The organism is Streptomyces sp. R33, assembly GCF_041200175.1.
GTDB lineage: Bacteria > Actinomycetota > Actinomycetes > Streptomycetales > Streptomycetaceae > Streptomyces > Streptomyces katrae_B.
The window spans coordinates 264,082-287,578 of sequence record NZ_CP165727.1 but is presented as its reverse complement, the minus strand read 5'-3'; the positions used below and the strand labels follow the sequence as shown (position 1 = coordinate 287,578).

Sequence of the window (23,497 nt, the reverse complement as noted above, 5' to 3'; positions counted from 1 at the left end):
CGGGGGCTACCGACCGGTCGTCGACCTGCAGTGCAGCAGCACGCTGATGGCCCGCCGCATCGCCGCGGGCCGCACGAGCCTGGACCGCCTGCCCTCACCCTGCTGAAGGTCACGGATTCAGCCTGACCCGCACCTCACCCCTGTCCCGGTCGACCTGCGCGGCGTGACCGGCTGGAGTACACCCTGGATCGTCTGCCTCGCCCGCCGCGCCCCCCGGGCGGCCGCATCCGTAAGCGCTCGCGGTGGGGAAGGAGGTCACTTCGGCGGAAGTGTGGCGGCGGCTTTGCGGCCCAGGTGCAGCCAGTCGTTCAGGACGGGGTCGTCGAGGACTTCTCCTGCCACGATGACCCAGCCCTTCGAGATCCGGCCGCGGACCTCGAAGGGCCGCGCGCCGGGCCGGGCGAGAGCCTGTGGGGTGTCGTCCGTGGCGACTCGTACCAGTAGTTCGTCGCCGACCACGCCGACCACCGTGTTCCCCTGCACGGTGAAGACGAGTCCGCCGAACATCTTCTTCGCGGTGATCTCCTCGGTCTGTTCCACAGTTCCCGGACCCGTTCCGCCAGTACCTCGTCGTAAGCCATGGCCGCACGTTACCCACGCGTCACCGGGCCCGCCCGCCCAACCCCACCACAAGCGATATAGGACATTTGCTGTCCTATACGCCGGTTACGGTCGTCTTCAGCGGGCGCAACCTCCCCAGCCGACCCCCGCCGTAGGAGAAAACCATGGTTGAGACACATGCCGGCAGCGCCGTGAGCGGCAAGGTCCTGTCGCATGCGATCTGGGCCGAGGACGGAGGCGAGCTCGCGAAGTTCTACGCCGCCGCCCTCGGCGCGCAGGTCTCGGAGCCGTACCGGGACGAGCACGGCAACGCGGCGGCCTTTCCCGTGTGGGTCGGCAACATGATGTACGTCTTCTGGTCCGCCACGACGTTCAAGGCCCCCACCTGGCCGCAGGATGAACTCGCCTTCCACATGGACATCAGCTTCGAGGACGTCGAGGCAGCCGAGAAGCGGCTCCTCGAGCTGGGCGCGACCAGGCCCGCCCACCAGCCGGGCGGGGACCACTGGACCGTCCTGCTCGACCCCTCCGGACAGCCCTTCTGCATCAGCAGCACCCGCTGACAACCCCGGCCGCTTCGAGCGGCCGCTCTCATCAAGACGGCGGCCCCCGCAGTGCACGCACGCCCCAACCGGCGGAGAAATGGAACCGTGGGGTGCCTGGCGCATGCCGGCCCCCGCGCTCCCACCCTGGTGGAAGCCGCACCCACCCGACCATGGAGGATTTATGCCATTCGCTCCCTGCCTCAGTGTCAAGGACACCGCGGCCAGCATCACGTTCTACACCCAGCTCGGCTTCGACGTCGATTCCAGCACCGCCAGCCCCGGCGACGACATCCACATGCTGCTCTACCAGGGCGGATTCTGCGGGATGCTCTACAGCAACGCCGACCTGAAGAACTGGCTGCCCAGCCTGGCCGACACCCCCATCGGCTTCGCCGGCATGTTCTACCTGGGCGTGGCCGACTTCGACGGAGCCCACGACCGCATCTCCCGGCACGCCGAGATCATCAAGGACACCGACACCGACCACACCGGCCAGCGCATGTTCTACTTCCGCGACCCGGACGGCTACGTCATCGGAATCAACGACAAAGCCGCCCTCCAGGCCAGCGACCTCGGCAAATACGCCTGACCCGGGCTCCGGACACCGAACGGTCTCGGGCGCGCGCCGGCACCACGCCCCGCCCTTCACCACCGCGGCCTCCGGCCAGGGAACCAACCATGACCAGGCACCTTCAGGCCCCCTGGCCCGAAGCGTGGTCCGGCGAGGGAACGGCGCGGTCCGGCTCCCCCGCCCGGGGACTGCGCCCGCCGGGGCGTCCGGCTGTGTCCCTGCGGGCGGCCCGCCCGCCGTCACCCCGCATGAAAGACAGCACGAATGAATCCCGACGATGTCGCGTCATACGCACTGGACCTGCCCGAAGCCGGTGAGGAAGAGCCATGGGGCCCGCAGCGGCCCGTCTACAAGGCCGGCGGCAAGATCTTCGCCACCCTGGCGGCGGCCAACGCCTCGCAGCCCGACCGCCTGAGCGTGAAATGCGAATCCGCCCTCGCCCTGCACCTGTACGAGCAGTACCCGGCGGTACGCCCCGGGTACGGGTACCAGGGCCCCCGGTGGCACTGGATCACCGTGCACCTCGACGGCACGGTCCCGGACGAGGAAATCGCCGAGATGATCAGCCACTCCTGGCAGTGCGTAGTCGACGGCCTGCCCCGCACCGCGCGCGACCGGTTGCGCAGGCTCCACCGCGATCGGGCTCAGCCCGATTGTGTGGCGGCGCCGGGCAGCTGTGCGGATTCCGATCCCGAACACGCCCGCGTGCCGGTTGGCAGGACCAGACCGTCGAAGACGACGAAGGCACCCCCGGCAAGCAAGGCCTCACGGGCAGGTCCGCACTCCGTGGTCTGTTCGCGGAGCATGCCGTAGCTCCTCGCGAGTCACGCTTCGGCCCGGTGACAGGTCACGGTGCGGTCCGCCGCCGGGACGGAGCGCCGGAGGGTCCAAGAAATGGTTTGCCGACCCGGTGGCTGTGTGTCACCGTTCGGCCTGGACCGGCAGTTGATCATCGGCGGCCGGTCGATGTCGACATGTCGGCGGCCTCTTGGGGATCCACCGGAGAGGTGACGAAACGATGGGAACCGGTGCCGTGGGGAACAGTTACGAGGACGAGTGTCGCCGGTCGTTGGCCGAGGAGCAGGCGAAGAGCCTTGCCGGGACCAACGACTGGGAACATGTGGACAGGGAGCGGGTCCACCAGGACTGGGACGTCCTGTACCGGGAGATCACGGCTTTCCTGGACGGCGGCTCCCTGCCCGGAGACCAGCAGATCCAGGAGCTCGTCCGCAGGCACTTCGACATCGTCTCCCGGTTCTACACCCCCTCCAGGGAGGCTTACGTCGGCATGTCGCTCTTCTACGCCGAGGACGAGGCCATGAGGGCGTTCCACGATTCCTACCACCCCGGGATGGTGGAGTTCCTGGGCGCCGCGATCAAGGTGTTCGCCGAGCAGGGGAGCGGGTTCGCCCCCAGCGCAGGGGCCGAGGCTTCGGCATAGTCGGGCGACACGGGCCAGGACATGCATGGGCGGGTGCGCCCGGACCGGGGTCCGGGCGCACCCGCCGAGGGGTGGGGCGGGGTTCAGGCCCAGGGGCTGCGACAGCCCCTGGCTTGATCTTTGACCTGTGCGACGGGGCCGCGGAGTGGTCGACTTGTTCCGTGACGTGGTGGGGCGCGGGCCGGGTCGGTGACGACGGAGCAGGTGAACCCGGTGCGGTGGTGGAAGTCGGACGGTGCCCCTGAGTACAGCCTTGGGCATCTTCAAGCGGTAGGGCCCCGATGGAACGGAAGCCTGTCGCGGTCCGGCCGCCGACGGGCTTCCGTTCTCCCCGCCGCCACAGCCAGCCGGATCTGACTTGCCCCTCCCGTAACGTGAGGCCCTACGGTCCCAGGTCATGAAGATCATTGTTCATGACACGGCCTCCTCCATGCTCGATCTCCTGCAGCGCCCGCTGGAGGAGCGGCCCGACGCCCTGCGGGACATGCTCAGCCCTCTGCACAGCGTGATGTCCACGGTGGGCGTGGACGTGGTCCAGATGCACAAGATGGGCAGCGGCTTCCGGGTCGACCGCGAGGACCCGCGCTACCTGACGGCCCTGCGTCAGATGCGGGACGCGGGAGTGTGGCACCGGATCGAGGACTGCCTTGCCGCAGCATGGGAGCGGCTGAGCGGCGCGGTGCCCGGAGCCAAGAGCGCCGAGACCGTGCATGTCGTGCTGGTACTTGGCGACCCCGACGACGACCTGCTGACGGTCCGCAACGCGGGCTACCTCGGTATGGGCGGTATCCCCGGGGCGATCCAGCTGACGATGTGGCCCACCGAGACCAGCCTGGCGAAGATCGGCTACGTCGCCGCGCACGAGCTCCACCACAACGTGCGCTATGCCAACGTGGTCTGGAACCCAATGACGGTCACGGTCGGCGAACAGGTCGTGGCCGAGGGGCTGGCCGAGGCGTTTGTACGGGAACTGGCGGGCGAGCCGGCCATGGGCCCCTGGACGACGGCGCTGTCCGGCCCGGATCTGGACGATGTCTGCGAGAAGGTCACGGCCGGGATCGATGTGGCCGGGATGCAGAATCTGCCCGCGTACGTGTACGGCGACGCCACTGCACAGCACATGGGGCACCAGCCTGTCGGACTGCCTGACTTCGCCGGATATGCGGCCGGCCTTCGGATCGTGGACGCCCATCTGGCAGCCTCCGGCCTCACCGCCGCCCAGAGCACGGTGCTGCCCGCACGCGACATCCTCGCGAACGCAGGTGTATCGAGCAGCGCGTGACTTACATCGCTCTTCGCCGTCACCCACAGCCAGAGGTCCGCCAGCCGGCCGGTCGGCCGGTGGCTGGGGAGGTCGAGCGAGCAGGTCTTAGGCTACGTCCGAGTATCGGGCGGCCGATTTCAACGAGCGCCATCAGCGCCAGGCCGATCGAGGTAGACCTGCTTCAGTTCCCGCCTTTGAGCACCCACAGAGCGACCATGGTGTTCGCGAGGGCCCGCAGGGCTCGTACTGGGGCACGAGCACCCATGCGAACCGACCCAGGGTCTCCTCGTCGGTGCCGGCGCAGCGGACGGTCGGCAACGCGGCGGCGAAGGAGCACATCTCGACACCGGCCACGGGTGCGTCGGCCGCCGGAATTCAGCCGGACGGGCACACGGCGTCGGCCGCGTGGCCCGGAGGGCAGGCAGAGCGTTCCTGCGGGTGAGTCTCGGCCCACGGGTCGGCACATGTCCGTGATGGCTGCGGCGGCGCGGCGGTGTGGCGTTCCACAGTCGGGTCGTCGGCTCAGCCCGTGGCGAGGTGCGCCCGTCGGGGCTGAATGCTACTTCCTGCGCGCTTCCTGGTGTGGCACCCGCAGGCCGACGCCCTCCCCGTCGGGCATACCGTCCCTCTTTCCCGCGACGACCGCGCAGCGCGGTCGACGCGGGAAACCCGCTCCCTTGCCCGCCACGGACCGGTGATAAGCGTCGGCCTCCCGCCCGCTTGGCGAGCCGAACCGACCGGCTCAGGGCCAGTCGACGGCGAAGGCCCGCCCGGGGTTCCGCGTGAGGATGTGATTCACCAGCTCCGCACCCAGGGTAGCGACCAGCCGGGGTCGCACCCGGCGCAGCAGGTACGGCATCCCAGGGCCGCCGTCGACCGACCGCGCCCCGGAGACAACGGTGTCCCCGCCGAGCAGCAGCTGATGCCCGAATCCCGCGTCGGCCAGCGCCTTTACCGCGTCGGGCATCCGCCAGTCCGTGGCGTGATGGGCGAGTGAGGGCCCGTCGAACGCCAGATAGCAGCCTGCCTCCGCGGCCTGGCGCTGCACCACGCCGTCGGGGGAGCGGTTGAGGTGCCCGAGGACTATCCGGTGAGGTGGGACCTCCAGCTCGTCACACAGCAGGTCGAGTACGTCGAGTGCGCCCGTGCCGTGCTCCAGGTGGACGGCTATGGGCGCCCCGGTCTCGTGGTGGGCCTCGGCCGCGGCGGCCATCGTCCAGTGTGCGTGCGCATCGAGGGCGTGGAAGCCGCCCGCGACCTTGATGAGCCCGGCGCGGACGCCCGATGCGCCGATGCCTGTGGTCAGTTCGGAGACGAAGAGGTCGGCGAGCCCGCCGCGCAGCGCGTCGAGGCACTCCGGGTCGTAGTGGGCGGCTTGGTGGAGCCCGGTCGCGCACACCACGTGCACCCCGGCCGCGCGGGACAGCGGCGGCAGGTCCGCGGTCCGCCGTCCCATGCCGTACGGCGTCCACTGGACGACGCTCGCACCGCCCGCGGCGCGGAACGCGGCCAGTTCGGAGCGTGCGGCCGGGACGTCGTCCAGCTCCTGGCCCGGGAGCTTCGGGCTGCGGAGGAAGAGGTGGTCGTGGGCGTCGCACACGCCGAGGTCTTCGGGGCGCACGTCTCCGAGGACTGTGCGGACGCGGTTCACCACTGCCGTCCGCGCGGCAGTTCGAGCCTGCCGGGCGCCGACACGTGCAGCACCTCGAAGACTTCGCCCGAGGCCTTGGGCGTGTGGTGGTCCCAGAGCGAGAAATGGACCAGCTCCCAGCGGTGCGAGTCGACGACGGCCGCGGCGAGTACGGCGCCGTCCTGCGCGGCCAGTCGCCCTGCTTCGCGCACCGCGTCCTCCATGAACTCGGACAGCGGCACGGCGTCCGGGACCCGCTGTCGCCGGCGCACCGCGACGACGGCGGGGGAGTGGGCCGCGGAGCCCTCTTCGTAGGCCAGGCCTATCCACTGCCGCACCTCGGGCCGACCGAAGTCATCGACGGGCCGCTGGAAGGCGCCTCCCCACAGGAAGGCGTTCATCCCCTCCATGGTGTTCCAGAGGTAGAACGGCGCGTACTGGTTGACCGACGAACCGTGCACCCCGCGCTCGCGCATCAGATACATCTTGAAGCCGAGGCCGTCCCAGTCGTCGAGGGCGTGCCCGAGGCGGGAAACGCGGTCGCGGATGATGGTCATGTCGTAGTCGGCGGGCAGGGTCATCTCGTACTGCATGGCGTGCATCGTGAGCTCCTTCCTCAGGCGGGGTAGTGGCCCACGTGTTCGTGCCACTCGACGGTCGAGCCGTCCTCAGCCGCTTCCACGACGGCGAGATGCGTCATGAAGGTGCCGGGAGCGGCGCCGTGCCAGTGCCGTTCGCCGGGCTCGATCCACACGGTGTCGCCCGCCCGGATCGCCGCGACGTCACCGCCCTCGCGCTGGACCAGTCCCTCGCCCTCCAGGACGTGCAGGACCTGGCCGCGCGGATGGCGGTGCCAGGCGGTGTGCGCGCCGGGGGCGAAGTGCACGCTGAACATCCGCAACCGGGACGGTGATTCAGGGGCGGCCATCTCGTCCAGCCACACCGTGCCCGTGAAGTGCTCCGCAGGGCCCTGCAGGGTGTCGGGTCGCCTTGTCGTGATGTGCATACGGGAACTCCTCAGGATGCCGGTCGAAGAAGGGAGAGCAGACCGCGTACCCCTGCGTCGAAGGCCGCGGGCGAGCCCGACGCGCGGGCCAGGACGTAGCCCCCTTGCACCGTGGCGAGGACCGTCGCGGCGATCTCCCGCGCGTCGAGGGACCGGGCGAACTGGCCCTGTTCCTGACCCTCTTCGACAATGCGGGCGAGCTGCTCACGCAGCCAGCCGATCGTCTCGTCCACCGGGGCCCGCAGATCCTCGTTCGCGACCACGTCCGGGTCCATCGTCAGGCGGCCCACAGGGCAGCCGCGCAACACGTCGCGTTCGCGCTCCAGATAGGCCCGGATCCGCTCGTACGGCGTCCCGGGGCCGTCCAGCGCGCTCTGCGCGGAGGCGCGCAGTTCCTCGGCGGTGCGGCGGATCGCGGCCAGGGCGAGGTCCGGTTTGCCCTGGAAGTGGTGGTACATGCTGCCCTGGCCCGCGCCCGCGCGCTCCAGGATCGCCTTGGGGCTGGTGCCCACATAGCCGCGTTCCCACAGCAGTTCGCGGGTGGACTCGATCAGTCGGTCCTGAGTGCTCATGCAGGCAGTGTACATACTAGTAGGTACAGAATGCGAGCCGGGCATCGGTTTGGGGACAGTGGTGTGAGAGACAGTGAATCTCTGGTCTGTTGGCTTGGGTGAGTTCGTTGATACTTTCGGTGTTCCACGGCGCGAGGCCGGTACCCGGAGAGGGTGCCGGCCTCGGTCGTGTCCGCGGTGCCGGTGGGTGGTCAGCCGCGGCGGACCCGTACGAGCCGGAAGGCGGCGTAGAGGGCGGCGGCGGCCAGGGCCAGGACGATGGAGGTCTCGATGAGCTGCGTCGGCCAGTAGTGCGAGGCGGGGTGGAAATCCGTGTACCGGGCGACGATGTTCATGTCCGCCGGGCAGTCGCCGCCGCTCTGGGCTCGCCGGAAACAGGCGTCATAGGGCAGGCGCTCGCCCGAGGCGGTGAGGTATCCCGTGTCCATCAGGAAGGCGGAGTTCGGCATCAGGTGCACGGGGTTTCCGGGGTAGGGGGCAGTGCCGGTCTCCGTGGGGAGGAACGACCACCGCAGGGCGCCCAGGGCCAGCAGGGTCAGGCCGGTGAGGAGACCGGTGACCGCCATGGCGGCGAGGGTGCGCCGTACCAGCTGGCCGACGAGGACTCCGAGAGCCACGCCGAGCAGGCAGTATCCGACGAGGACGGGGCCGGTGGCCTCGTACGCTCCGCGGTCGGCCCAGTGGAACTGGTAGGTCATGGACACCCGGACCCAGCCGAGGCGGTAGACGCCGACCAGCGCAGCCGAGCCGAGCGCCACCGCCGTCGCGGACACGAGGACCTTCGCGCCGAGCCAGGCCTTCGGGGTGAATGACTGGGTGAGGGCGAGCCGCCATGTGCCGCTCTCCAGCTCCCGGGCGGTCATCGGGCCGGCCACGAAGGCCCCGACCAGCAGCGGCAGGAACACCAAGGCCTTGCCTGCGAACTCCATGAACAGGCGCAGGGCGCTGTAGGCGTGGTTCGAGTACAGAACGCCGTCGTGGGGGTCGGAGGCCCACGCGCGCAGGGCGAGCACCGCGGCGAGGCCGGCCACCACGAGGGCGGGCACGGTCCACAGTGCGAGCCGGTGCTGGCGGACGGTGACCCAGTACGGGCCCTTCAGGGTGAGCGCGCTCATATCTGCACCTCCGCGGTGGCCGGGGAGCCCTCGGCGTCGAACGGCGGGGCGTCGGGGGAACGCAGGTGGGCGAGCAAGAGCTCCTCCAGGGAGGGGTGCGTCGTCTGCCAGGTCCCGCTGTCGACGGGGCCCCGCAGCCGCACGAGTGCGGTGAGCTGGCGGCCCGTCGTACGGGACTCGACGACGGTGTGCGCGGCGAGTTCGGCGGAGGCGGTGGCGGGGCCGGTGAGCAGCCGGTGGGCCGCACTGACCTCGTCGATGGGGCCAGAGAGGCGGATCCGGCCGCCGTCGGCGAGGAGGAGGTGGTCGCAGGCGCCCTCCAGCTCGGTGAGGATGTGCGAGGACATCATCACCGAGGTGCCGTTCTCGGCGGCGTCGGCCATCAGCGTGCCCATGAGCTGGTGCCGGGCGAGCGGGTCGAGATCGGCCATCGGCTCGTCGAGAAGGAGCACGTCGGGGCGCTTGCCGAGGGCCAGGGCCAGGGCGACGCGGGTGCGCTGGCCGCCGGAGAGCGTTCGGACCTTCGCGTGCGGGTCGAGTGCCCCGGCGTCGACGATCCGCTGCGCCGTCTCGGCGTCCCAGCGGCCGGGGTTGAGCTCCTGGCCCATGCGCAGGGTCTCGCCGATGGTGAGCTGCGGGTAGAGGGCCTTGTCCTGGCCCACGTAGGCCAGCGTCTCGCGCGACGCCGCCGTGCGCAGGGTGCCCTCAGTGGGGAGCACGAGCCCGGCCGCGAGCATCAGCAGCGTCGATTTTCCGGCACCGTTGGGGCCGACGAGGGCGCACACCCGGCCTTCGGGCAGCCGGAAGGAGCAGTCGCGCAGCGCCCAGCCTCCCCGGCGTCCGTAGCGCAGGCCGAGGCCTTCCGCCTCTATCACGGTTTGCGTCATGCGTCGCCGTCCCCCTTGAAGTGTTGTTCCAGTACGGATGTGAAGAGCGCGGCCACGTCGTCCCGTTCCAGCCCGGCGTCGCGGGCCCGCCGTGCCCAGTCGGCGAGTTCGTCGCGCAGCGGGGAGTCGGCCGGGGCGCTGCCCAGCGACTTCCGGATGAAGGTGCCCAGGCCCCGCTTCGCCTCGACGAGCCCTTCGCGTTCCAGCTCGCGATAGGCCTTGAGGACGGTGTTCGGGTTGATGGCGGTGGCCTCCACGACCTCGCGTGCGGTCGGCAGTTTGTCGCCGGGCTCCAACAGGCCCAGGCGCAGGGCCTGTTTGGTCTGCTGGACGATCTGCAGGTACGTGGCGATGCCGCTACGCCGGTCGATGCGGTATTCCAGCACGCCAACACCACCCTTTCACTAGGTAAGTAGTGAAAGGGTGGTGCAAGGGTGGGTCGCCTGTCAACTCGTCCCGCTCGGCCCGGCCACATCCACCGGTCGGCGGAAGCAGGGTTCAACCCGGCGGGCCTGTCGGCGCGAGCACCACCGTCCGCGAGGTCGGCGACCGGACGGCCCGGCTCCCCTAGGTCGCGGCCGTCGGCGCCCGACGTGGCTCTGATCGACCTTCGGACGCCGGTCATGGACGGGGGCGCGGCCACCGCCGAGATCGTCGGCGGGCCGAGCGCGACAGGGGGGCTCGTCGTCACCGCGTACGACACGGACGTGGGGATCGAACGGGCCGTGGAGGGTGGCGCGATCGGCTACCTGGTGAAGGGCACCACGCGCGATCAGCTTGTGAGAGCCATCCGCTCGGCGGCCCGCGGCGAGACGGTCCTCGCCCCGCGGGTGGCGCACCGGCTGGCGGCCAGGATGCGGCAGCCCGCCCCGGTGGTGCTGACGGCCCGTGAGCGGGACGTGCTGTCCGATGCGACATCGGCGAACGGCTGGTGATCGCGGAGGCCACGGTCGAGACCAAGGAAAACGCGGAATCGACGGGCAAGGCGTCGAACAGGGCCGACGGGTGACCTCGCTACCGTGGCTGGTGGGCGGCGGGCAAGCTGTCAGTGTCTGTCTCTAGAGTCAGCCCCATGACAGAAGACCTGGTCCAGGATTCATGGAACCGCATCGACGCGTGGCTGCGCGAGCACGCGCCTCGTACCTTCGCCACGCTTGGGCCGCCCGCCGGACATGAGGAGATAGCGGCAGCGGAGGAGGAACTGGGCGTCACCTTCCCTCCCGACCTGGTCGCGTCACTGCTCCGGCATAACGGGGCTCTGGACGGGGCGGAAGCCTTCCGGTTCAGCACGCACGACCGGCTGCTCGCAGTGAGCGAGATCGTCGGGGATACCAGGTTCATGCGCAGCATCGCCGAGGACCTGGATGAGGAGGAAGCCGAGTACTACTGGATCGACGCCTACCTGAAGTTCGGTTCCTACGGGGCTACGGCTGACGGTCTCACGATCGACTGCCGCCGTGGGCAGGACTCCTACGGTGCGATCGGACGGTTCTTCGACGAGACTGGCACCGACTTCGGACGGGCGGACTCACTGGGTGAGTATCTGGCAGAGTTGGCCGACCAGCTTGAGAGCGGCCAGGGCGGGGGTGCCGTCACGTTCAACGGCCGCCTGTTCTGGGAGTGGGTCGGGCCGCCCGGCCCGGACTGGGGCAGTGCCGACGATCCCCTTCCCGAGCCGGATGAGCAGCTGCCGGAGCTGAACCTGTCCTGCAGTGCCACCGAAGTCCTCCATGTGGGGCTCCTGAACGGGCTCGAGGAACTCGGTGCGCTGCTCGCGGTCCTGCCGCGTGACCGGGTGGCTGAGGCCGCGCGGAAGCAGCTGCGCAGATTGGCCGTCGAAACGGGCTTGAACAAGTACCCGGAGATCAAGTCGGCCCTGGACGCGCTGGAGCGGGGCGAAGCCCCACCACGGCCGGAACAGGCCGGCCCGCTGGCCCTGCGACTGCGCACGGTGATCGTCCAGGCGAACACCCACCGAGACGCTCATCGCAGGTGGGCCGCGGAGAAGATGGTGCACGGGATCTGGGGCTCTCCCTACAGGTCCGTGTGTGAGAGCGCGAGTGTCCGCAGCCACCTCACTGTCGACTGGCGTGCAGATCTGCACGCGGACCTGGGCAACCCGCCACTGCCACCCATACCTGACGATCGCTTCTGGGGGACCCTGCGCAACCCCGCCATCGACTCCAGCTGGTACGCAGCTCAATACACCCGAGACCAGGGCTGACCCCAGGCGAATCCGGCCGATTGAGCGCTTCATCTGGCGGATCCCGCCAGATGAAGGGTTCTGACCGCGCGCTTCCGTGATGCCTACGGTCGAAGGAGGATGCGGGCTCTGAGCAGAGCGAATGAGGCTCGATCGTGCACTTGCCGCTTGATCGCGGACTTCGAGCCGCACTCCGACGTGCCACCTGCTCGTACCTGAGCAAACACGAGAGCAGCCTGTCGCGCTGCTACTGGGGTTCGGAAGGTGCTGCCGTCAGCCGCCTCAGACAGTTTGTTCGCTGCTTGGGGCCACCCGCGTCGGATTACGGCCAGCGTCAAGGGTGCGCCTCCGCCTCGCGCCGAGCATTTCCGAGTACCGGCATGGCCCCCGCGCAGTCCGGTGTTCGTACTTCTCTGTTTGCACCGGCAAGTGAAGAGATATGTGCACCGAAACAGCCCCCGTTCTGTGGGTCCGCTCGGTCCCGTAACGTCTGCTCTCTCGAGTGTTGGAGAACGGTGAGGGGGATCTTTTGGAGGAGAGCGAAGCACGGAGACGTGCGGAAGAGTTCGGCCGAACCCTGACCGACCGTTGGGAGGAGTGGGCCTTCGAACTCGGCTTGTGGGCGACGCCGGCTGGCACGGGCATATATGGCTTCACCTGGTATCCCACGGCGAAAGACGAACAGGGACGCCAGACCCGGGTCGGGGGACACTGGCCGATCCTCGTCGATCAGAACACTGGCGCATGCCGGCTCGTGCAGGGGCCGAAAGAGATGTCCGCACTCAGAGGCACGTCAGGTGTTCGCACCGCCCGCTGGCGCAACGCCGGCGCCCCTCGGCAGCCCCGCCCCAACGATCTCTGAGGCGCGCGTTGGTGCTCAGCGGCTGAGTTCGGCGGCTGGATCGCTGAGCGGTCGGTGGCGGAGCTGGCCGAACCGTTCACCTTTGTGGTCGGCACGGACGGTGTGCTTCGGCTGGTGCCGCGGCGAAGCGAGCACGTTGCCTGTGCTGGTGGAGCCGTGGTTCTGAGTGCTGGCGAGATCGGCTTCGTGCGTGAGGCGGACTGGTGGGCGGTGAGCGAGGTCAGCAACCAGGCCACTGGGTACTGCCCGGACGTCACCTCCTGGTCGGAGGTCGCCCGTGCTCTCGACGATGTGGGGCTCGGGCGGCCCTCCGGCTTCACCCACGAGGTGGTGTTCCGGCGGTGTCCTGGCTGCCAGGAGCACAACATCGTGCGCGAGGACGACTCCGTCTGCGTCTTCTGCGGCAGCGATCTGCCACAGACGTGGAACGTGGATCCCACCGGTGTGACGGCCGAGGATCACAGCCACTCGTTGATGGCTGCGACGAGAACGGTCGCCTCGTAACGGAGCGCGGGCCTGTCGTATCGCGCGGTAATGGCGCGGTGCCTCGTGAGGCGGTTGATCCCGCACTCGACCGCGTGGCGCTAAAGGTAGTCGGCCGGGTCGAAATGCGGCGGCCGGCCGCCGCGGGAGCCAAGCCTGCGCGGCGGTTGAGCGTCTGGTCGGCCTTGTCTGGGATGGTGCAGAGGATTTCGCGGCGGCGCAGGCAGATGCCTCCGGGAGGCGTACGCCATACGAACACAGGGCTAGGGTCTGTGTGATGTCGTGATCATTCGGCGGTCTTGAGTAGGTCATCGATCCAGATCATTGCGGCGCGGAGGTGGAGGCCGGCGAGGTAGCTGTCCGGGGTTTTGTCGTAGCGGGTGGCGATGCCTCGCCAGGCTTTCAGTTTGTTGATCAGGCGTTCGACCGTGTTCCGTTCCTTGTAGAGGTCGGCATCGTGGACGATGGGTCGGCCGCCTCGTGCGCCCTTCTTCTTGCGGTTGGCGGCCTGGTCCCGCTTTTCCGGGATGACGGCCTTGATTCCGCGTTTACGCAGGTAGGCGCGGTTTCCTCGGGACGAGTAGGCCTTGTCCGCGGCGACTGCGTCGGGCTTGGTGCGGGGACGGCCGACCGGCAGGCGGACTTTCACTTTCGCGAGCACGGGGATGAACTGCGGGCTGTCCCCGGCCTGTCCGGCGGTCAAGACCAGCGCAAGCGGACGGCACCTGCGGTCAGCGGCGAGGTGAATCTTGCTGGTGAGGCCGCCCCGGGACCTGCCGAGCAGGGCTTCGGTCAGACGGAGCTTGCGTCTGCGCCGGATGCACCGGCGCTCTGCCTGTCCGTTCTGTTCCTCCGGTCCGCCCCTTTTTGCCGGGCCGTCTCCTGCTCCTGTGCGGCTTCTTCCAGGGCCTTCATGAGGTGCTTGCTGACGCGCATCCCCGCGGCGTCGTGGTGGGCGCGGACCGTTGTGGAGTCCACGCTGACCAGCGACAAGTCTGTTCTGCCCACCCGGGCCCCCTCGGCGATCAGGCCTTCCAGCAGGGCGGTGAACACACCGGCGTCCCGCCAGACGCGGAAGCGTCCGTAGACGGTGGCCCAGGGGCCGAACTCGGCAGGCATCTCGCGCCACTGGGCACTGGACCTAAACCGCCAGATCACCCCCTCGAACTGCTCCCGCAACCGCTCCGGGTACGGGCCGTACCTACCGATCGGCAGATACGGCTCGATGAACTTCCACTGGGCATGGGTGAGTTGCCTGCGCGTCACGCCCCCAGTCCTACCGGATCCCACCCCGCGAACAGGACAGAACCCAGAAGCTGATCACGACATCACACAGGCCCTAGGGGGTGTCTGACGGATCAGAGCCGGGCCCGGCCCGCCTGGCACCGCGGCTTGCCGCGTTGTCGTCGGTCGCCAACGCTCCGCGTTGAGTCCCTCCTCCGCCTTGCAATCCATGGCACCAGCCGACCCGGGCCGTCCGACCCTGATCCGTCAGACACCCCCTAGCCGTAGGCCAGCAGCGCGGACGCGGCGATTTGTAGCGGATGCGGCCCCTCGTTGTTGATCAGCACATAGGTAGAGGGAGGAAGCTCTTTGAGGACGTCGCTCATCATCGCCTCGGACAGCCGGGCCCCTTCGACGAAGTCCAGTACCTCGGTTTGGGCGTACGCGCGCGAGGTGTAGACGAAGGCGGCGGAGCGTCCGTCGTACGTCTGCGCGATGGCGGGGTTGTGGCTGTCGTCACCTACGGTGATGTACCAGACGCGGCTTCTGCGCAGAGTGGCCGTGAGCTGGCTGAGGACCGGCTCACCGGCGGCGTGCCGGGCGCACAGCCGGGCAATCTCGTCGTCAGGGTTTGCGGGGGGCGGGGCAGGGTCAGAGGCTGCGGACATGGGCGGGGCCGGGGCCGGGGCCGGGGCCGGGGCCGGGGCCGGGGGCGGAGGGGGTGTCTTGGTGCGTGCGGGGGCTGCCGTGGTCTCGTCGGTCTTCTTGGTCCTGTCGAGCTGGTAGGCGATCGGGGAGGCTGGGTTGATGTGGATCACGGTCTGCGGTGGGAGGGCTGCGAGCAGTTCCGCGCCGGACATCCGGGTGGTCGTGACGCCATCGGGCACGTGGCTCGGCGAGGTGAAGACTGCCGTCTCCCGGGGCGAGTGCAGGGGTGGCGTCGCGGAAGGGGATGGCCCGGCCACTGCGATGGTGGCCGACTTGAGCGCCTGCACCACCGCTGCCTGGGGCCCGTAGCCGGTCAGGGCCAGCTGGGCGGCTTCGTCCACGGGATCCGTGGGCGGCGGGAAGCGCAGCGCGACGGGCGAGGGACGATAGTGATCATTGGCGATGTACCCGGAGATCTCGCCGGCGCCGTCGATGCGGAACGCGCCCGGGATGGCGTGCCCCGGTACCTCGCCGTGCGGGTCGAAGGCGGGGTCACTGGTGTACAGATGACCTCCGGGCATGCGCCGCGCGGCGGCCCTCATTTCCTCGGTCACCGGTGGGATCGCGGCCCTGACCTCCGCGACCGTCCGCACGGCGGGCATGGACGGCCCTTCCTCCCGAGAGTCCAGGTACCGGGTGCGGACCTCCCGTGCACATGCGTCGTCCCCCATGCTGCTCAGGGCCATCGACAAGTTGTACGCGGTAGCCCTGACATCGTCGATTGCCCCCTCGAGGCGCGACCCCCGGGCATCCTTGAGGGCCAGCGCCTCTTCGAGAAGGCTCACCGCCCGCGCTGCATCGCCGAACTCGCCGTACAGCGCCCCCAGGTTGGCCAGCGCTCCCGCCAGCTCCTTTCCGGTGCGAGGTTCGCCGCGCAGGCTGCGAAGCCTGCTGAGGGCCTCCTCCAGGTAGCGGCACGCCGCCTCCACGGAGCCGGTCTCCGCGAGGACCGTCCCCAGTCGGCTGAGCGTGGCCGCGAGGTCCACGACGGCGTCGGGGTCGAGCGCGGCCAGGCCGCGCTGCATTTCGACCGCCTTCTCCAGGTGTGGGATCGCCTGGTCCGCCTGCCCGAGATCGTGCAGGACCCCTCCGTACGCGCGCAGTGTCGATGCCAGGTCATACCGGGTGCCTGGCCGGTCGTCGACTGCGAGGTGCCGCCGGTAGGCGGCGAGCGCCTCGGCGAGATGTGGCGCCGCGTGACGCGGACGTCCCATCGCCCACAGCTTGATGCCGTAGTCGGCCGTTGCGCCGGTCAGCTCCAGGTCGTGGCGGCCGGGGTTGTGCAGGGCGGCGTCGTGGTACAGCTGCAGCGCCTCCCCGGAGCAGTTGGCGGCGGCGTTGGTCTGCCCGAGGGCGTACAGCCGCTGGGCGTGCCGGTTCAGGATGCCCGCACGCTCCGCGGTGGTCAGAGGGTCGGGAGAGGACAGCGTCGACCACGCGCTCTCCGCCGCCGCGGTGCTGGCTTCAAGTGCGGCGTCGTCGCTGCCGGCCGCGGCCAGATCACTGCTCGCCTGGGACAGCCGCTGGGCGATGCGTCCGTTGGCCGCCGCTGCACCGGACTCGCGCGTCTGGCGCACCAGTGACACTGCTTCGTCCGCGGCGCGGGAGGCGCCCTGGAGGTCACCGGTCCGCCTAAGGCGGTGGGCGTACCGGGCGAGTCTCGTCAGCCGGACACTCGTCTGCCAGGGCTCTGTGGCCAGCGATGCCTCCTGTTTCGTGCGCAGGAGTCTGCCGGAGATCGCGACGGCGATCCTTGCCCGGCTGTCGTTGCCTGCTGCGGAGCTTAGGAGGAGGTCGAGTGCCTCCAGTTCCGAGACTGCCAGGCCGGATGCGGAAGCGGTCGTGTCGCCATCAGTGACCGCTGCCAGGATCTGCTGCTCGAACCGGTCCGGGGCCATGTCCAGCACGGCAGACACAAAGCCCCGGGGGTGTTCGAGGACCAGGGTGCTCACAGCTCTGCCCACACGCCGGGACGCCTCCGCCGAAGCCCTTGGTTCCTCGTCCGCTGTCGCCAGTGCTCTGAGCAGGACGCGGGCGCTGTCCCTGCCCTCGAACCAGTCGTCCGTCGCGCACAGGGTGCGGAACAGCTGCTCGGCTTCACCGTCCGAATGGCTGTCGGCTGCCAGCGTGTGCAGCACCGAGTCGGCCAGGCGGTCCGGCCCGGGGGCCCGCCATAGCGAGCTGTCGCCGCCCGGGTAGAGGACCTGAAGTTGTCTCGCCATCCTGGCGAGATCCCCGTCAGCCGCCGTCTCGACGCGCCGCAGGGTCCGCAGCGCGGCCGGTTCGTCCAGTGGGGCGTGGAGGCAGACCAGTGCGAGAAGCAGACGTGCACGCTCATGGCCAGTGGGAACACCGGCGGCGGCGAATGCGCCTGCCATGTAACGTTGTTCGTGTTCGATCAGCCCGGTGATCGGGTGGGCTTGGTGGTCCAGCGCTGTGGTCCGGCCTTCCACGGCGTCGAGGACATGCTGCAGCGCCGCAGCATACAGCTGCAGCGTGGTGTGGACGACCGCGGGTCGGCCCTCGCTGATCGAGTGCGCCGATCCGGCAGCCAGGCTCATGCCTGCCTGCTCCGCGGCCCGCAGGAAACCGCCGGTCGCCTCGCACCAGACCGTGTCCAGCTCGGCGGCACCCATCCCCTCCGTGACCGGTGGCAGCCGTGTCACCCGCCGTTCAATCCAGTGATGCCGGTGGCTGCCGACAGACAGTTCCTCCCACCACTCTCCGGTGTCCCGGGCGAGCAAGAGCAGCTTGACGGGGGGCACGTCGTGCACGGTGGGGAGTTCGGTGATGGTGTGGAGCAGTTCCTCGATCCGTGACCGATGCACTTCGGCGGAGTCGACCACGAGGAGGGCCCGTCCCGACAGCCTCGGCAGCGCGGCGACGGCAGCGAGTTGCCGGTCCCAGCGGCGGGCCGACCGGGCAAGCGAGCCGGCCATCGCCTCCGCGCCGGCGGTGTTCAGGACGTGGGCGAGTTCGAGGTCGAGGACACCGGCCGTCCAGCCCAGGTCCCTGAGCCGGGCGCAAACCTCTCGGGCCAGGGTGGTCTTGCCCTGACCAGAGGGGGCGCAGACGAGCCGTAGCGCGGTGCCCCGGCCGTCGCGTGCCCACCCGACCAGGTCCGCTTCCTCGGGTCGGCTCACCAAGGGGTGCAGTGCGGCCTCGGGGGTGAGCCAGGTCCACGGCCGGGACGTCGGGGCGCCCGGCTCAGGGCCGAACAGAAGGCGTTCGGCGTCGGCACGGGACGCGGGCGCAGCGGGTTCGGCGTGGCCGCCGTCGGCGTAGTAGATGACGATGTTACCGTCACCTGTCACCACGACGGAGTCGATGATGCGTTCGGCAGCGACCCAGCGGCCGCCCGCAGCCGAGGCGTCGGAGGTCACTCGTTGATCCGGTTGTTGTCGCCGGTGACGACAGCGCCGCCGGTCATCTTCCCGACGTTCACGGCACGCTCGCGGAGCGCTGTGACACGGGCGCCCGACTGGGCGAGCAGCGCGGCGAGCTCGGCGGCCAGGCCGGGGTCGCCTTCGAGGATGCGGCGCAACTGGCCGCGCAGGGCCGCCTGGAAATCGGGGTCCTGAGGTTCGTCCGCTACGTCGCGGACCGCGGATTCGAGTTCCTGCCGGCGGCGGGTGCTCCGCGCGAACCGCTGCAGGATTTCCCGCCCAAGCGACACGGTGGCGTCCGCTGCCTGGTCTCTGACGCGGGTGAATACGGCGGTCCCGTAGGTACTGATCGCGGTGACGACGTAAGGCGTGATCTCCGCTGCGGTCAGACTGGCATCCATATGCGATACCCCGCTCCGCTCGGTCGGCGCGAGCCCGAGCGGGCGTACGCCGGTCCTCGTAATTCCACCGTAGCGGCAGCGGCGAGAGGCGGCACGCCCCAGCGCGCCACCGCGGTCGGAGGGTCCGCGTGTCCGGTCGTTGCCCTGCCGCGTTGTCGTCACTCGGATCCTCTGGGCGTCGTCGAGGCATTGGCGGGGGGGCCGGCTCCTTTGCTGTCCAGGGCCATGAACGTGTCGGCCAAGGCCCGTCTCGTCACCCCGTTTCGTCGCCTCGGGGCGGTCAGCGCTCGGTGGTGCGGGTTCGGGGGGTGGCCCAGGAGGGACGAATCGTGGACGACCGAGGAGTTCGGATAGTCGCACCGGGGCCGGGTGGGTGTGCTGCTCGAGGACGGGAGCGTTCCCGGGCCGGTGTACTTCGACGGGAGCTCCTCGGCCGGGCACACGAGCATGTTCTGGGCTGTCTACAGCGGGCGCCTGTTCCACGGGCCGCGGGCACGGCTGTTGCGCGCGGTGTGCGCGTGCGGCTGGACGGGTGCCGAGTACCCGCTGGACTGGGAGCGGATCGGCGACAAGCCGCTGCATGAGGACGAGCCGGCGTACCTGGACGCGGAGAGCTGCTGCGATGACTGGGACCGCCACATCGAGACCGTTGAGGCCTCGACGATCGCGCTCCCGGGGGAGATCGACGACCTGCTGACACAGATGAGCCAGGCCCTGGACAGCCTCGCTGGCCAGTCGCCCGCTGCGGCGTTGAAGGCCGCAACCCGCCTGGAGATCCTCGCCCGAACACCGGCCACGACGCCGCCCGCACCGCGCACCGTTCGATTCAGCCGGACGAACTCGGTACGGCGCTCGGGATCACCGGTGGGCAGGCCGAGGATCTCCTGGGCCGCTGCCAGCGGCTGTAGAACGGACGTCCACGCGGGTGCGGCCGCCTGAGAAGCGGCCTGGGGTGCGGGCCGCCACCGGCACGGTGGCGGCCCACAGGGGCGTACGGTTGCTTGGCGCGACTTCACACAGGTCGGCGACGTCGGTGAGGTCCGAAGGGGCGGGTGGGGTAGCTCCTTCGGAGGTGTCAGCGGTCAGTAGGCGTCGTACTGGCCGAGCCAGTCGTTGATGAAATCGGCTTCCCGGCTGCTCTGGTTCCAGAAGTCGACGAGGCCGTAGGGGCCCGGCTTCGCCTGGACCAGGTTGGGCACGTCTTTGCCCGCTGTCCAGTTCAGCGTGGAGGAGACGGGCCGCGGTGGCATCGGGGGACGCTCATATCGGTAGCGCTCCCACGGGTAGGGGTCCGGGGAGACGGAGAGGAACCCCGGACCGCTGGTGGTGGTGACGGTGAGGTTCAGTACGTGGGCTTCGATCGGGCGCGGGTTGTTCATCGGCGCCAGCGGTTCGTAGAAGTATCCGCCGGCGAGGGTGAGCCAGCTGTTGGCTCCGGTGAGTGTGCGTGAGTCCTCGATGCGCCACGGGGAGGTCATACCGCCGTCGCCCAGGGTGCTGAAGGCGGCCTTCCCGCCGGCGCCGTAGTAGCCGACGACGTCGACGATGACGTCGGTTCCGGCCCAGGCACCGTTGCGGATGTTGATCTTTCCGTCGGCGCCGACCGGCACGATGACCGAATTGGCGATGGTCTGGCCCGCGGTGTAGTTCAGGCTGGACGTGGACGGCGCGGCCTGTCCGGCCGGGAAGACGGTCAGGTGGCCGGCCTCCCGAGGGTTGGTGACCGTCACGTTCAAGGCGACCGCGCTGGCCCCGGCGGGGACTCCGCTCCGGCCGGTGATCTGGACGCCGATGGCGGACTGCCCGGCAACCTGGCTCCGCGCCGCGCCCAGGCCCTCGCGGGTGTCGACGAAACGGACCGGGGCTAGGGAGGTGTAGCCGTCGTTGGCGGAGCGGTGGAAGTAGTCCGTGAGGTCCGCGATCAGGTCGACGGCGTTCCAGCCGCCGTTGTACAGCTCGACGTGGCCGTCATTGCTGACCGGCACGATCACCTGGTTCGCCACCGTCTGCCCGGCGACGTAGTGCATGTTCGAGGACTCGGGCCGCTTGGCGCCCGCCGGGTAGGCGGAGATGTGTCCGGCGGCGGTTGTGTTGGTGACCGTCAGGTTCAGGACCACGGCAGCCGTCCCCGCCGGGACCTTCCCCATGCCAGCGATCTTCACCCACGCTGACGAGTACGCGCCGACCTTGGCCTTGCCCGCGCCGATGCCGGCCCGGGTGTCGAGCAGCCGGGTGGGCGCATGCGGGGAGAAGAACGAGCCCGACGTCGAGAACGCGAGCTGCTTGACGGCCTGCACCTTGCTGACGCTGTCCACCGCGGTCACCGTGACCGTGTAGTCACCGGGCCGGGGGTAGGTGTGCTTGACGAACCTCAGGACGTCGCCGCCGTTGGCGGTGGCCGTTTCCGTCGTGCCGTCGCCCCAGGCGATGGTGACGTCGTGCGGGACAGTCGCGCTCTGGTAGAGGTTGACGTTCAGGGCTCAGACTACAGATCGCCACGGACGTGCCACACCGCTGCCTCTCCCCGGCCACGAGGGTCAGGATTCGCACTGGACGGTCCTGGACGCAGCGGCTCCTGCGTCGGGGCGGCGACTGGTTCACCGGGAGGACGGAGCTCCGGGAGAGGGGCCGTACACGCGGGCGAGCTGAAGCGAGTCCGTACGGGCGCCGGGGCAGGCTGGGCGCCGGGTCCCGGCGCAGGCTGCAGTGGCGTTTCGCCGGTGAAAGGTGCGCCCCGGGAGGGTGAACCGGTCCGCGCGCTCCTGTTGCTGACGGTGTTGCAGCGGCTACAACCTCCCCATGATGATCATGATGCGGGCCGTCGTGGCGGCCGCTGCTCTCGCTCTGTCCCTTCCGACCTCGGCGTATGCCGCCGAACAGCCCGAGCCGGCGGCTGTGCCGCAGGTCCTGCCGATGGGGGCGGCGGTTTCCGCGCTTCCGCTCGATGTCGAGGACCGGACCGGCTACCAGCGCACGAGCTTCAAGCACTGGAACGCCGGCGACATCCCCACGGACGGCTGCAACACGAGGGCCGAGGTTTTGCTGTCCGAGGCGGTGGAGTACCCGGAGATCGGGCCGGGCTGCACGCTGACGGGGGTGTGTGGGTCTCGTACGAGACCACGGTCACCGACGCCTCCAAGGTAGTGGTCTGGTCGAGGCGCGCCAGCTCCGCCTGCTCCCGCTGGGCATCGCCCCGCCCGAACCCACGCGTAACCGCGCCCCGCAACCCGTCCCACGCATCGGTACCGACAGCCTGCACCACCGCGGTGCCGCCAGCCACAGCCGGCGCTACCAGGGTCTCCAGCATCGTCCGGCCTCCTCATCTGAGTGGCCTCTCTAAAACCGTATTGCCGCAGAAAAGGACCGCAGGCAGCGCCTTGTATCGGGACAGCCAGCCTCCTGCTTATCGTCCAACGCCTTCCACTAGTGGGCACCCGCAACTGCCACGCGGCGACGAACTCCACCACCTTGCTCGTTTGCGGCTGGTGACGATCCTGCTGGCTAATTCCGTTGCTGGTCGGTCGTGACGCTCGTTGGTCATGTAGCGGTCGTGCTCTTCCGTCTGCGGTCGCGGGGTGGGGTCTGGGGTGTCGATGCGGGCGCAGCCGTGGCCGCAGGTGCCGGAAACGACCGGGCGGGCAGCGCGGGCCGCGGCGGCGAAAGGGCCGTATCCGTTGGCGATGCGGGTCCGCGACGAGCTCGGCGAGTTGTTCGCGGATGTCGAGTTCGCCCATGAGTTCGGGGCACGAGGTCGGCAAGGGTGGTCGCCGGGGCAGCTGGCACTGGTGACGGTGCTGCAGTTCGCCGAAAACCTCACCGACCGGGCTGCGGCGCATCGGGTGCGGTTCGGGATGGACTTCAAGTACGCGCTGGGCCTGGACCTGGACGATCCAGGTTTCGACGCCTCGGTCCTGTCCGAGTTCCGCACTCGTCTGGTGGCGCACAACCTCGAGGAACGGGCCTTGGACCTGCTGCTGGCCGCATTGAAGAGCAAGGGCCTGGTGAAGGCCGGCGGGCATCAGCGGACGGACTCCACTCGCGTGCTTGCCGCGGTGCGCGACCTGAACCGCCTGGAGTTGGCTGGCGAAACCCTACGTGCCGCCCTGGAGGCTCTGGCCTGCGCGGCACCCGGCTGGCTATGCGAGGTGGTACCGATCCCACAGTGGACAGAGCGGTACGGGCCGCGAATCGACTCGTGGCAGCTGCCCTCTTCCCAAGCCAAGCGCACCGAGATGGCACTGGCCTACGGCCAGGACGGCTTCGCGCTTCTGGAAGCTGCGTATGCCGCAGACGCTCCGGTGTGGCTGCGAGAACTTCCCGCAGTGCAGATCCTGCGGATGGTGTGGGTGCAGAACTACACGCGAACGGTCACCGAGACCGGGCCGGAGGTGCAGCGGCGGGAGAGCGAGGATCTCCCGCCGAGCAGACTGCGTCTGACCTCACCGTATGACCTGGACGCGCTACGGCCTCAAACAGGGCTCATGGTGGACCGGCTACAAGGTTCACATCAGCGAGACCTGCGACCCGGAGGAGGAGATCCTCCCGGCTGTCGGCGGGACTGCTCTCGCCTCCGGATCGGGTGAGGTCGGCCCACTGCACATCATTACCAACATCGCGACCACCGACGCGACTGTGACG

General features: G+C 69.5%; 22 protein-coding genes and 2 pseudogenes. 12 read left to right on the top strand and 12 right to left on the bottom strand.

Annotated features, from left to right (window positions below; all coding sequences use genetic code 11):
* Nucleotides 1–255 precede the first annotated feature (255 nt).
* A complete protein-coding gene (locus AB5J51_RS01525) occupies nt 256–540 on the bottom strand; it encodes a TfoX/Sxy family protein (RefSeq protein WP_369776475.1) in 285 nt (94 codons plus the stop codon).
* A gap of 185 nt (nt 541–725) precedes the next feature.
* Here AB5J51_RS01525 and AB5J51_RS01520 point away from each other — a divergent pair, with 185 nt between their 5' ends.
* From AB5J51_RS01520 to AB5J51_RS01500, 5 genes are all read left to right on the top strand, one after another.
* Nucleotides 726–1,124 carry a VOC family protein gene (locus tag AB5J51_RS01520; RefSeq protein WP_133899479.1) on the top strand — a complete coding sequence of 133 codons (399 nt, stop codon included), beginning with the start codon at nt 726–728 and terminating at the stop codon, nt 1,122–1,124.
* Between the two features lie 163 nt (nt 1,125–1,287).
* The gene (locus tag AB5J51_RS01515) at nt 1,288–1,695 is read left to right on the top strand and encodes a VOC family protein (protein ID WP_369776474.1); all 408 of its coding nucleotides are present in this window, start codon (nt 1,288–1,290) and stop codon (nt 1,693–1,695) included.
* Nucleotides 1,696–1,941: 246 nt separating this feature from the next.
* Nucleotides 1,942–2,490: an MmcQ/YjbR family DNA-binding protein gene (locus AB5J51_RS01510; RefSeq protein ID WP_369776473.1), complete on the top strand. Its 549-nt coding sequence runs from the start codon at nt 1,942–1,944 to the stop codon at nt 2,488–2,490.
* Nucleotides 2,491–2,695: 205 nt separating this feature from the next.
* A complete protein-coding gene (locus tag AB5J51_RS01505; protein ID WP_053789082.1) occupies nt 2,696–3,118 on the top strand; it encodes a TipAS antibiotic-recognition domain-containing protein in 423 nt (140 codons plus the stop codon).
* A 397-nt stretch (nt 3,119–3,515) separates the two neighbouring features.
* A complete protein-coding gene (locus tag AB5J51_RS01500) occupies nt 3,516–4,400 on the top strand; it encodes a DUF2268 domain-containing protein (RefSeq protein ID WP_369776472.1) in 885 nt (294 codons plus the stop codon).
* 724 nt (nt 4,401–5,124) lie between these two features.
* Here the strand turns inward: AB5J51_RS01500 and AB5J51_RS01495 are convergent.
* The 7 genes from AB5J51_RS01495 to AB5J51_RS01465 form a co-directional block, all read right to left on the bottom strand.
* A complete protein-coding gene (locus AB5J51_RS01495; protein ID WP_369776471.1) occupies nt 5,125–6,036 on the bottom strand; it encodes a phosphotriesterase in 912 nt (303 codons plus the stop codon).
* A complete protein-coding gene (locus AB5J51_RS01490; protein WP_369776470.1) occupies nt 6,030–6,614 on the bottom strand; it encodes a DUF4865 family protein in 585 nt (194 codons plus the stop codon). Before AB5J51_RS01490 ends, AB5J51_RS01495 begins: the two co-directional genes overlap by 7 nt.
* Nucleotides 6,615–6,628: 14 nt before the next feature.
* Nucleotides 6,629–7,018, bottom strand: coding sequence for a cupin domain-containing protein (locus tag AB5J51_RS01485; RefSeq protein WP_133899485.1), 390 nt, complete (start codon nt 7,016–7,018; stop codon nt 6,629–6,631).
* 11 nt (nt 7,019–7,029) lie between these two features.
* Nucleotides 7,030–7,590, bottom strand: coding sequence for a TetR/AcrR family transcriptional regulator (locus AB5J51_RS01480; protein ID WP_240805622.1), 561 nt, complete (start codon nt 7,588–7,590; stop codon nt 7,030–7,032).
* Nucleotides 7,591–7,781: 191 nt separating this feature from the next.
* On the bottom strand, nt 7,782–8,705 hold the full coding sequence (locus tag AB5J51_RS01475) for an ABC transporter permease (RefSeq protein ID WP_369776469.1): 924 nt from the start codon (nt 8,703–8,705) through the stop codon (nt 7,782–7,784).
* Nucleotides 8,702–9,592 carry an ABC transporter ATP-binding protein gene (locus tag AB5J51_RS01470; protein WP_136226938.1) on the bottom strand — a complete coding sequence of 297 codons (891 nt, stop codon included), beginning with the start codon at nt 9,590–9,592 and terminating at the stop codon, nt 8,702–8,704. The genes AB5J51_RS01475 and AB5J51_RS01470 overlap by 4 nt, the downstream gene beginning before the upstream one ends.
* Nucleotides 9,589–9,978, bottom strand: coding sequence for a GntR family transcriptional regulator (locus AB5J51_RS01465; protein ID WP_369776468.1), 390 nt, complete (start codon nt 9,976–9,978; stop codon nt 9,589–9,591). The genes AB5J51_RS01470 and AB5J51_RS01465 overlap by 4 nt, the downstream gene beginning before the upstream one ends.
* Nucleotides 9,979–10,179: 201 nt before the next feature.
* On the opposite strand from AB5J51_RS01465, the pseudogene AB5J51_RS01460 reads away from it, so the two are divergent.
* The 4 genes and pseudogenes from AB5J51_RS01460 to AB5J51_RS01445 all read left to right on the top strand — a co-directional run.
* A pseudogene (locus AB5J51_RS01460) lies at nt 10,180–10,550 on the top strand (response regulator); the annotation flags it as partial.
* Nucleotides 10,551–10,664: 114 nt separating this feature from the next.
* Complete coding sequence (locus AB5J51_RS01455; protein WP_369776467.1) at nt 10,665–11,816, top strand: SMI1/KNR4 family protein; 1,152 nt, start codon at nt 10,665–10,667, stop codon at nt 11,814–11,816.
* 481 nt (nt 11,817–12,297) lie between these two features.
* Nucleotides 12,298–12,657: a hypothetical protein gene (locus AB5J51_RS01450; protein ID WP_369776466.1), complete on the top strand. Its 360-nt coding sequence runs from the start codon at nt 12,298–12,300 to the stop codon at nt 12,655–12,657.
* Between the two features lie 39 nt (nt 12,658–12,696).
* Nucleotides 12,697–13,161 (top strand): hypothetical protein, encoded by a 465-nt coding sequence (locus tag AB5J51_RS01445; protein WP_369780192.1) that lies wholly within the window; start codon nt 12,697–12,699, stop codon nt 13,159–13,161.
* A gap of 265 nt (nt 13,162–13,426) precedes the next feature.
* On the opposite strand, the pseudogene AB5J51_RS01440 reads toward AB5J51_RS01445, so the two are convergent.
* The 3 genes and pseudogenes from AB5J51_RS01440 to AB5J51_RS01430 form a co-directional block, all read right to left on the bottom strand.
* Nucleotides 13,427–14,406 (bottom strand): annotated as a pseudogene (locus tag AB5J51_RS01440) (IS5 family transposase).
* 236 nt (nt 14,407–14,642) lie between these two features.
* Nucleotides 14,643–18,455, bottom strand: coding sequence for a type VII secretion system-associated protein (locus tag AB5J51_RS01435; RefSeq protein ID WP_369776465.1), 3,813 nt, complete (start codon nt 18,453–18,455; stop codon nt 14,643–14,645).
* On the bottom strand, nt 18,452–18,859 hold the full coding sequence (locus AB5J51_RS01430) for a hypothetical protein (protein WP_369776464.1): 408 nt from the start codon (nt 18,857–18,859) through the stop codon (nt 18,452–18,454). The genes AB5J51_RS01435 and AB5J51_RS01430 overlap by 4 nt, the downstream gene beginning before the upstream one ends.
* Before the next feature lie 369 nt (nt 18,860–19,228).
* On the opposite strand from AB5J51_RS01430, the gene AB5J51_RS01425 reads away from it, so the two are divergent.
* On the top strand, nt 19,229–19,798 hold the full coding sequence (locus AB5J51_RS01425) for a hypothetical protein (RefSeq protein ID WP_369776463.1): 570 nt from the start codon (nt 19,229–19,231) through the stop codon (nt 19,796–19,798).
* A gap of 143 nt (nt 19,799–19,941) precedes the next feature.
* Here the strand turns inward: AB5J51_RS01425 and AB5J51_RS01420 are convergent, their stop codons facing one another.
* Entirely contained in the window at nt 19,942–21,234 is a 1,293-nt protein-coding gene (locus tag AB5J51_RS01420; RefSeq protein ID WP_369780191.1) for a PKD domain-containing protein, read from the bottom strand.
* 424 nt (nt 21,235–21,658) lie between these two features.
* Here AB5J51_RS01420 and AB5J51_RS01415 point away from each other — a divergent pair, with 424 nt between their 5' ends.
* Both AB5J51_RS01415 and AB5J51_RS01410 read left to right on the top strand, forming a co-directional pair.
* Nucleotides 21,659–22,003, top strand: coding sequence for a hypothetical protein (locus AB5J51_RS01415; protein WP_369776462.1), 345 nt, complete (start codon nt 21,659–21,661; stop codon nt 22,001–22,003).
* A 449-nt stretch (nt 22,004–22,452) separates the two neighbouring features.
* Nucleotides 22,453–23,442 (top strand): transposase, encoded by a 990-nt coding sequence (locus tag AB5J51_RS01410; protein WP_369780190.1) that lies wholly within the window; start codon nt 22,453–22,455, stop codon nt 23,440–23,442.
* Nucleotides 23,443–23,497: the final 55 nt, after the last annotated feature.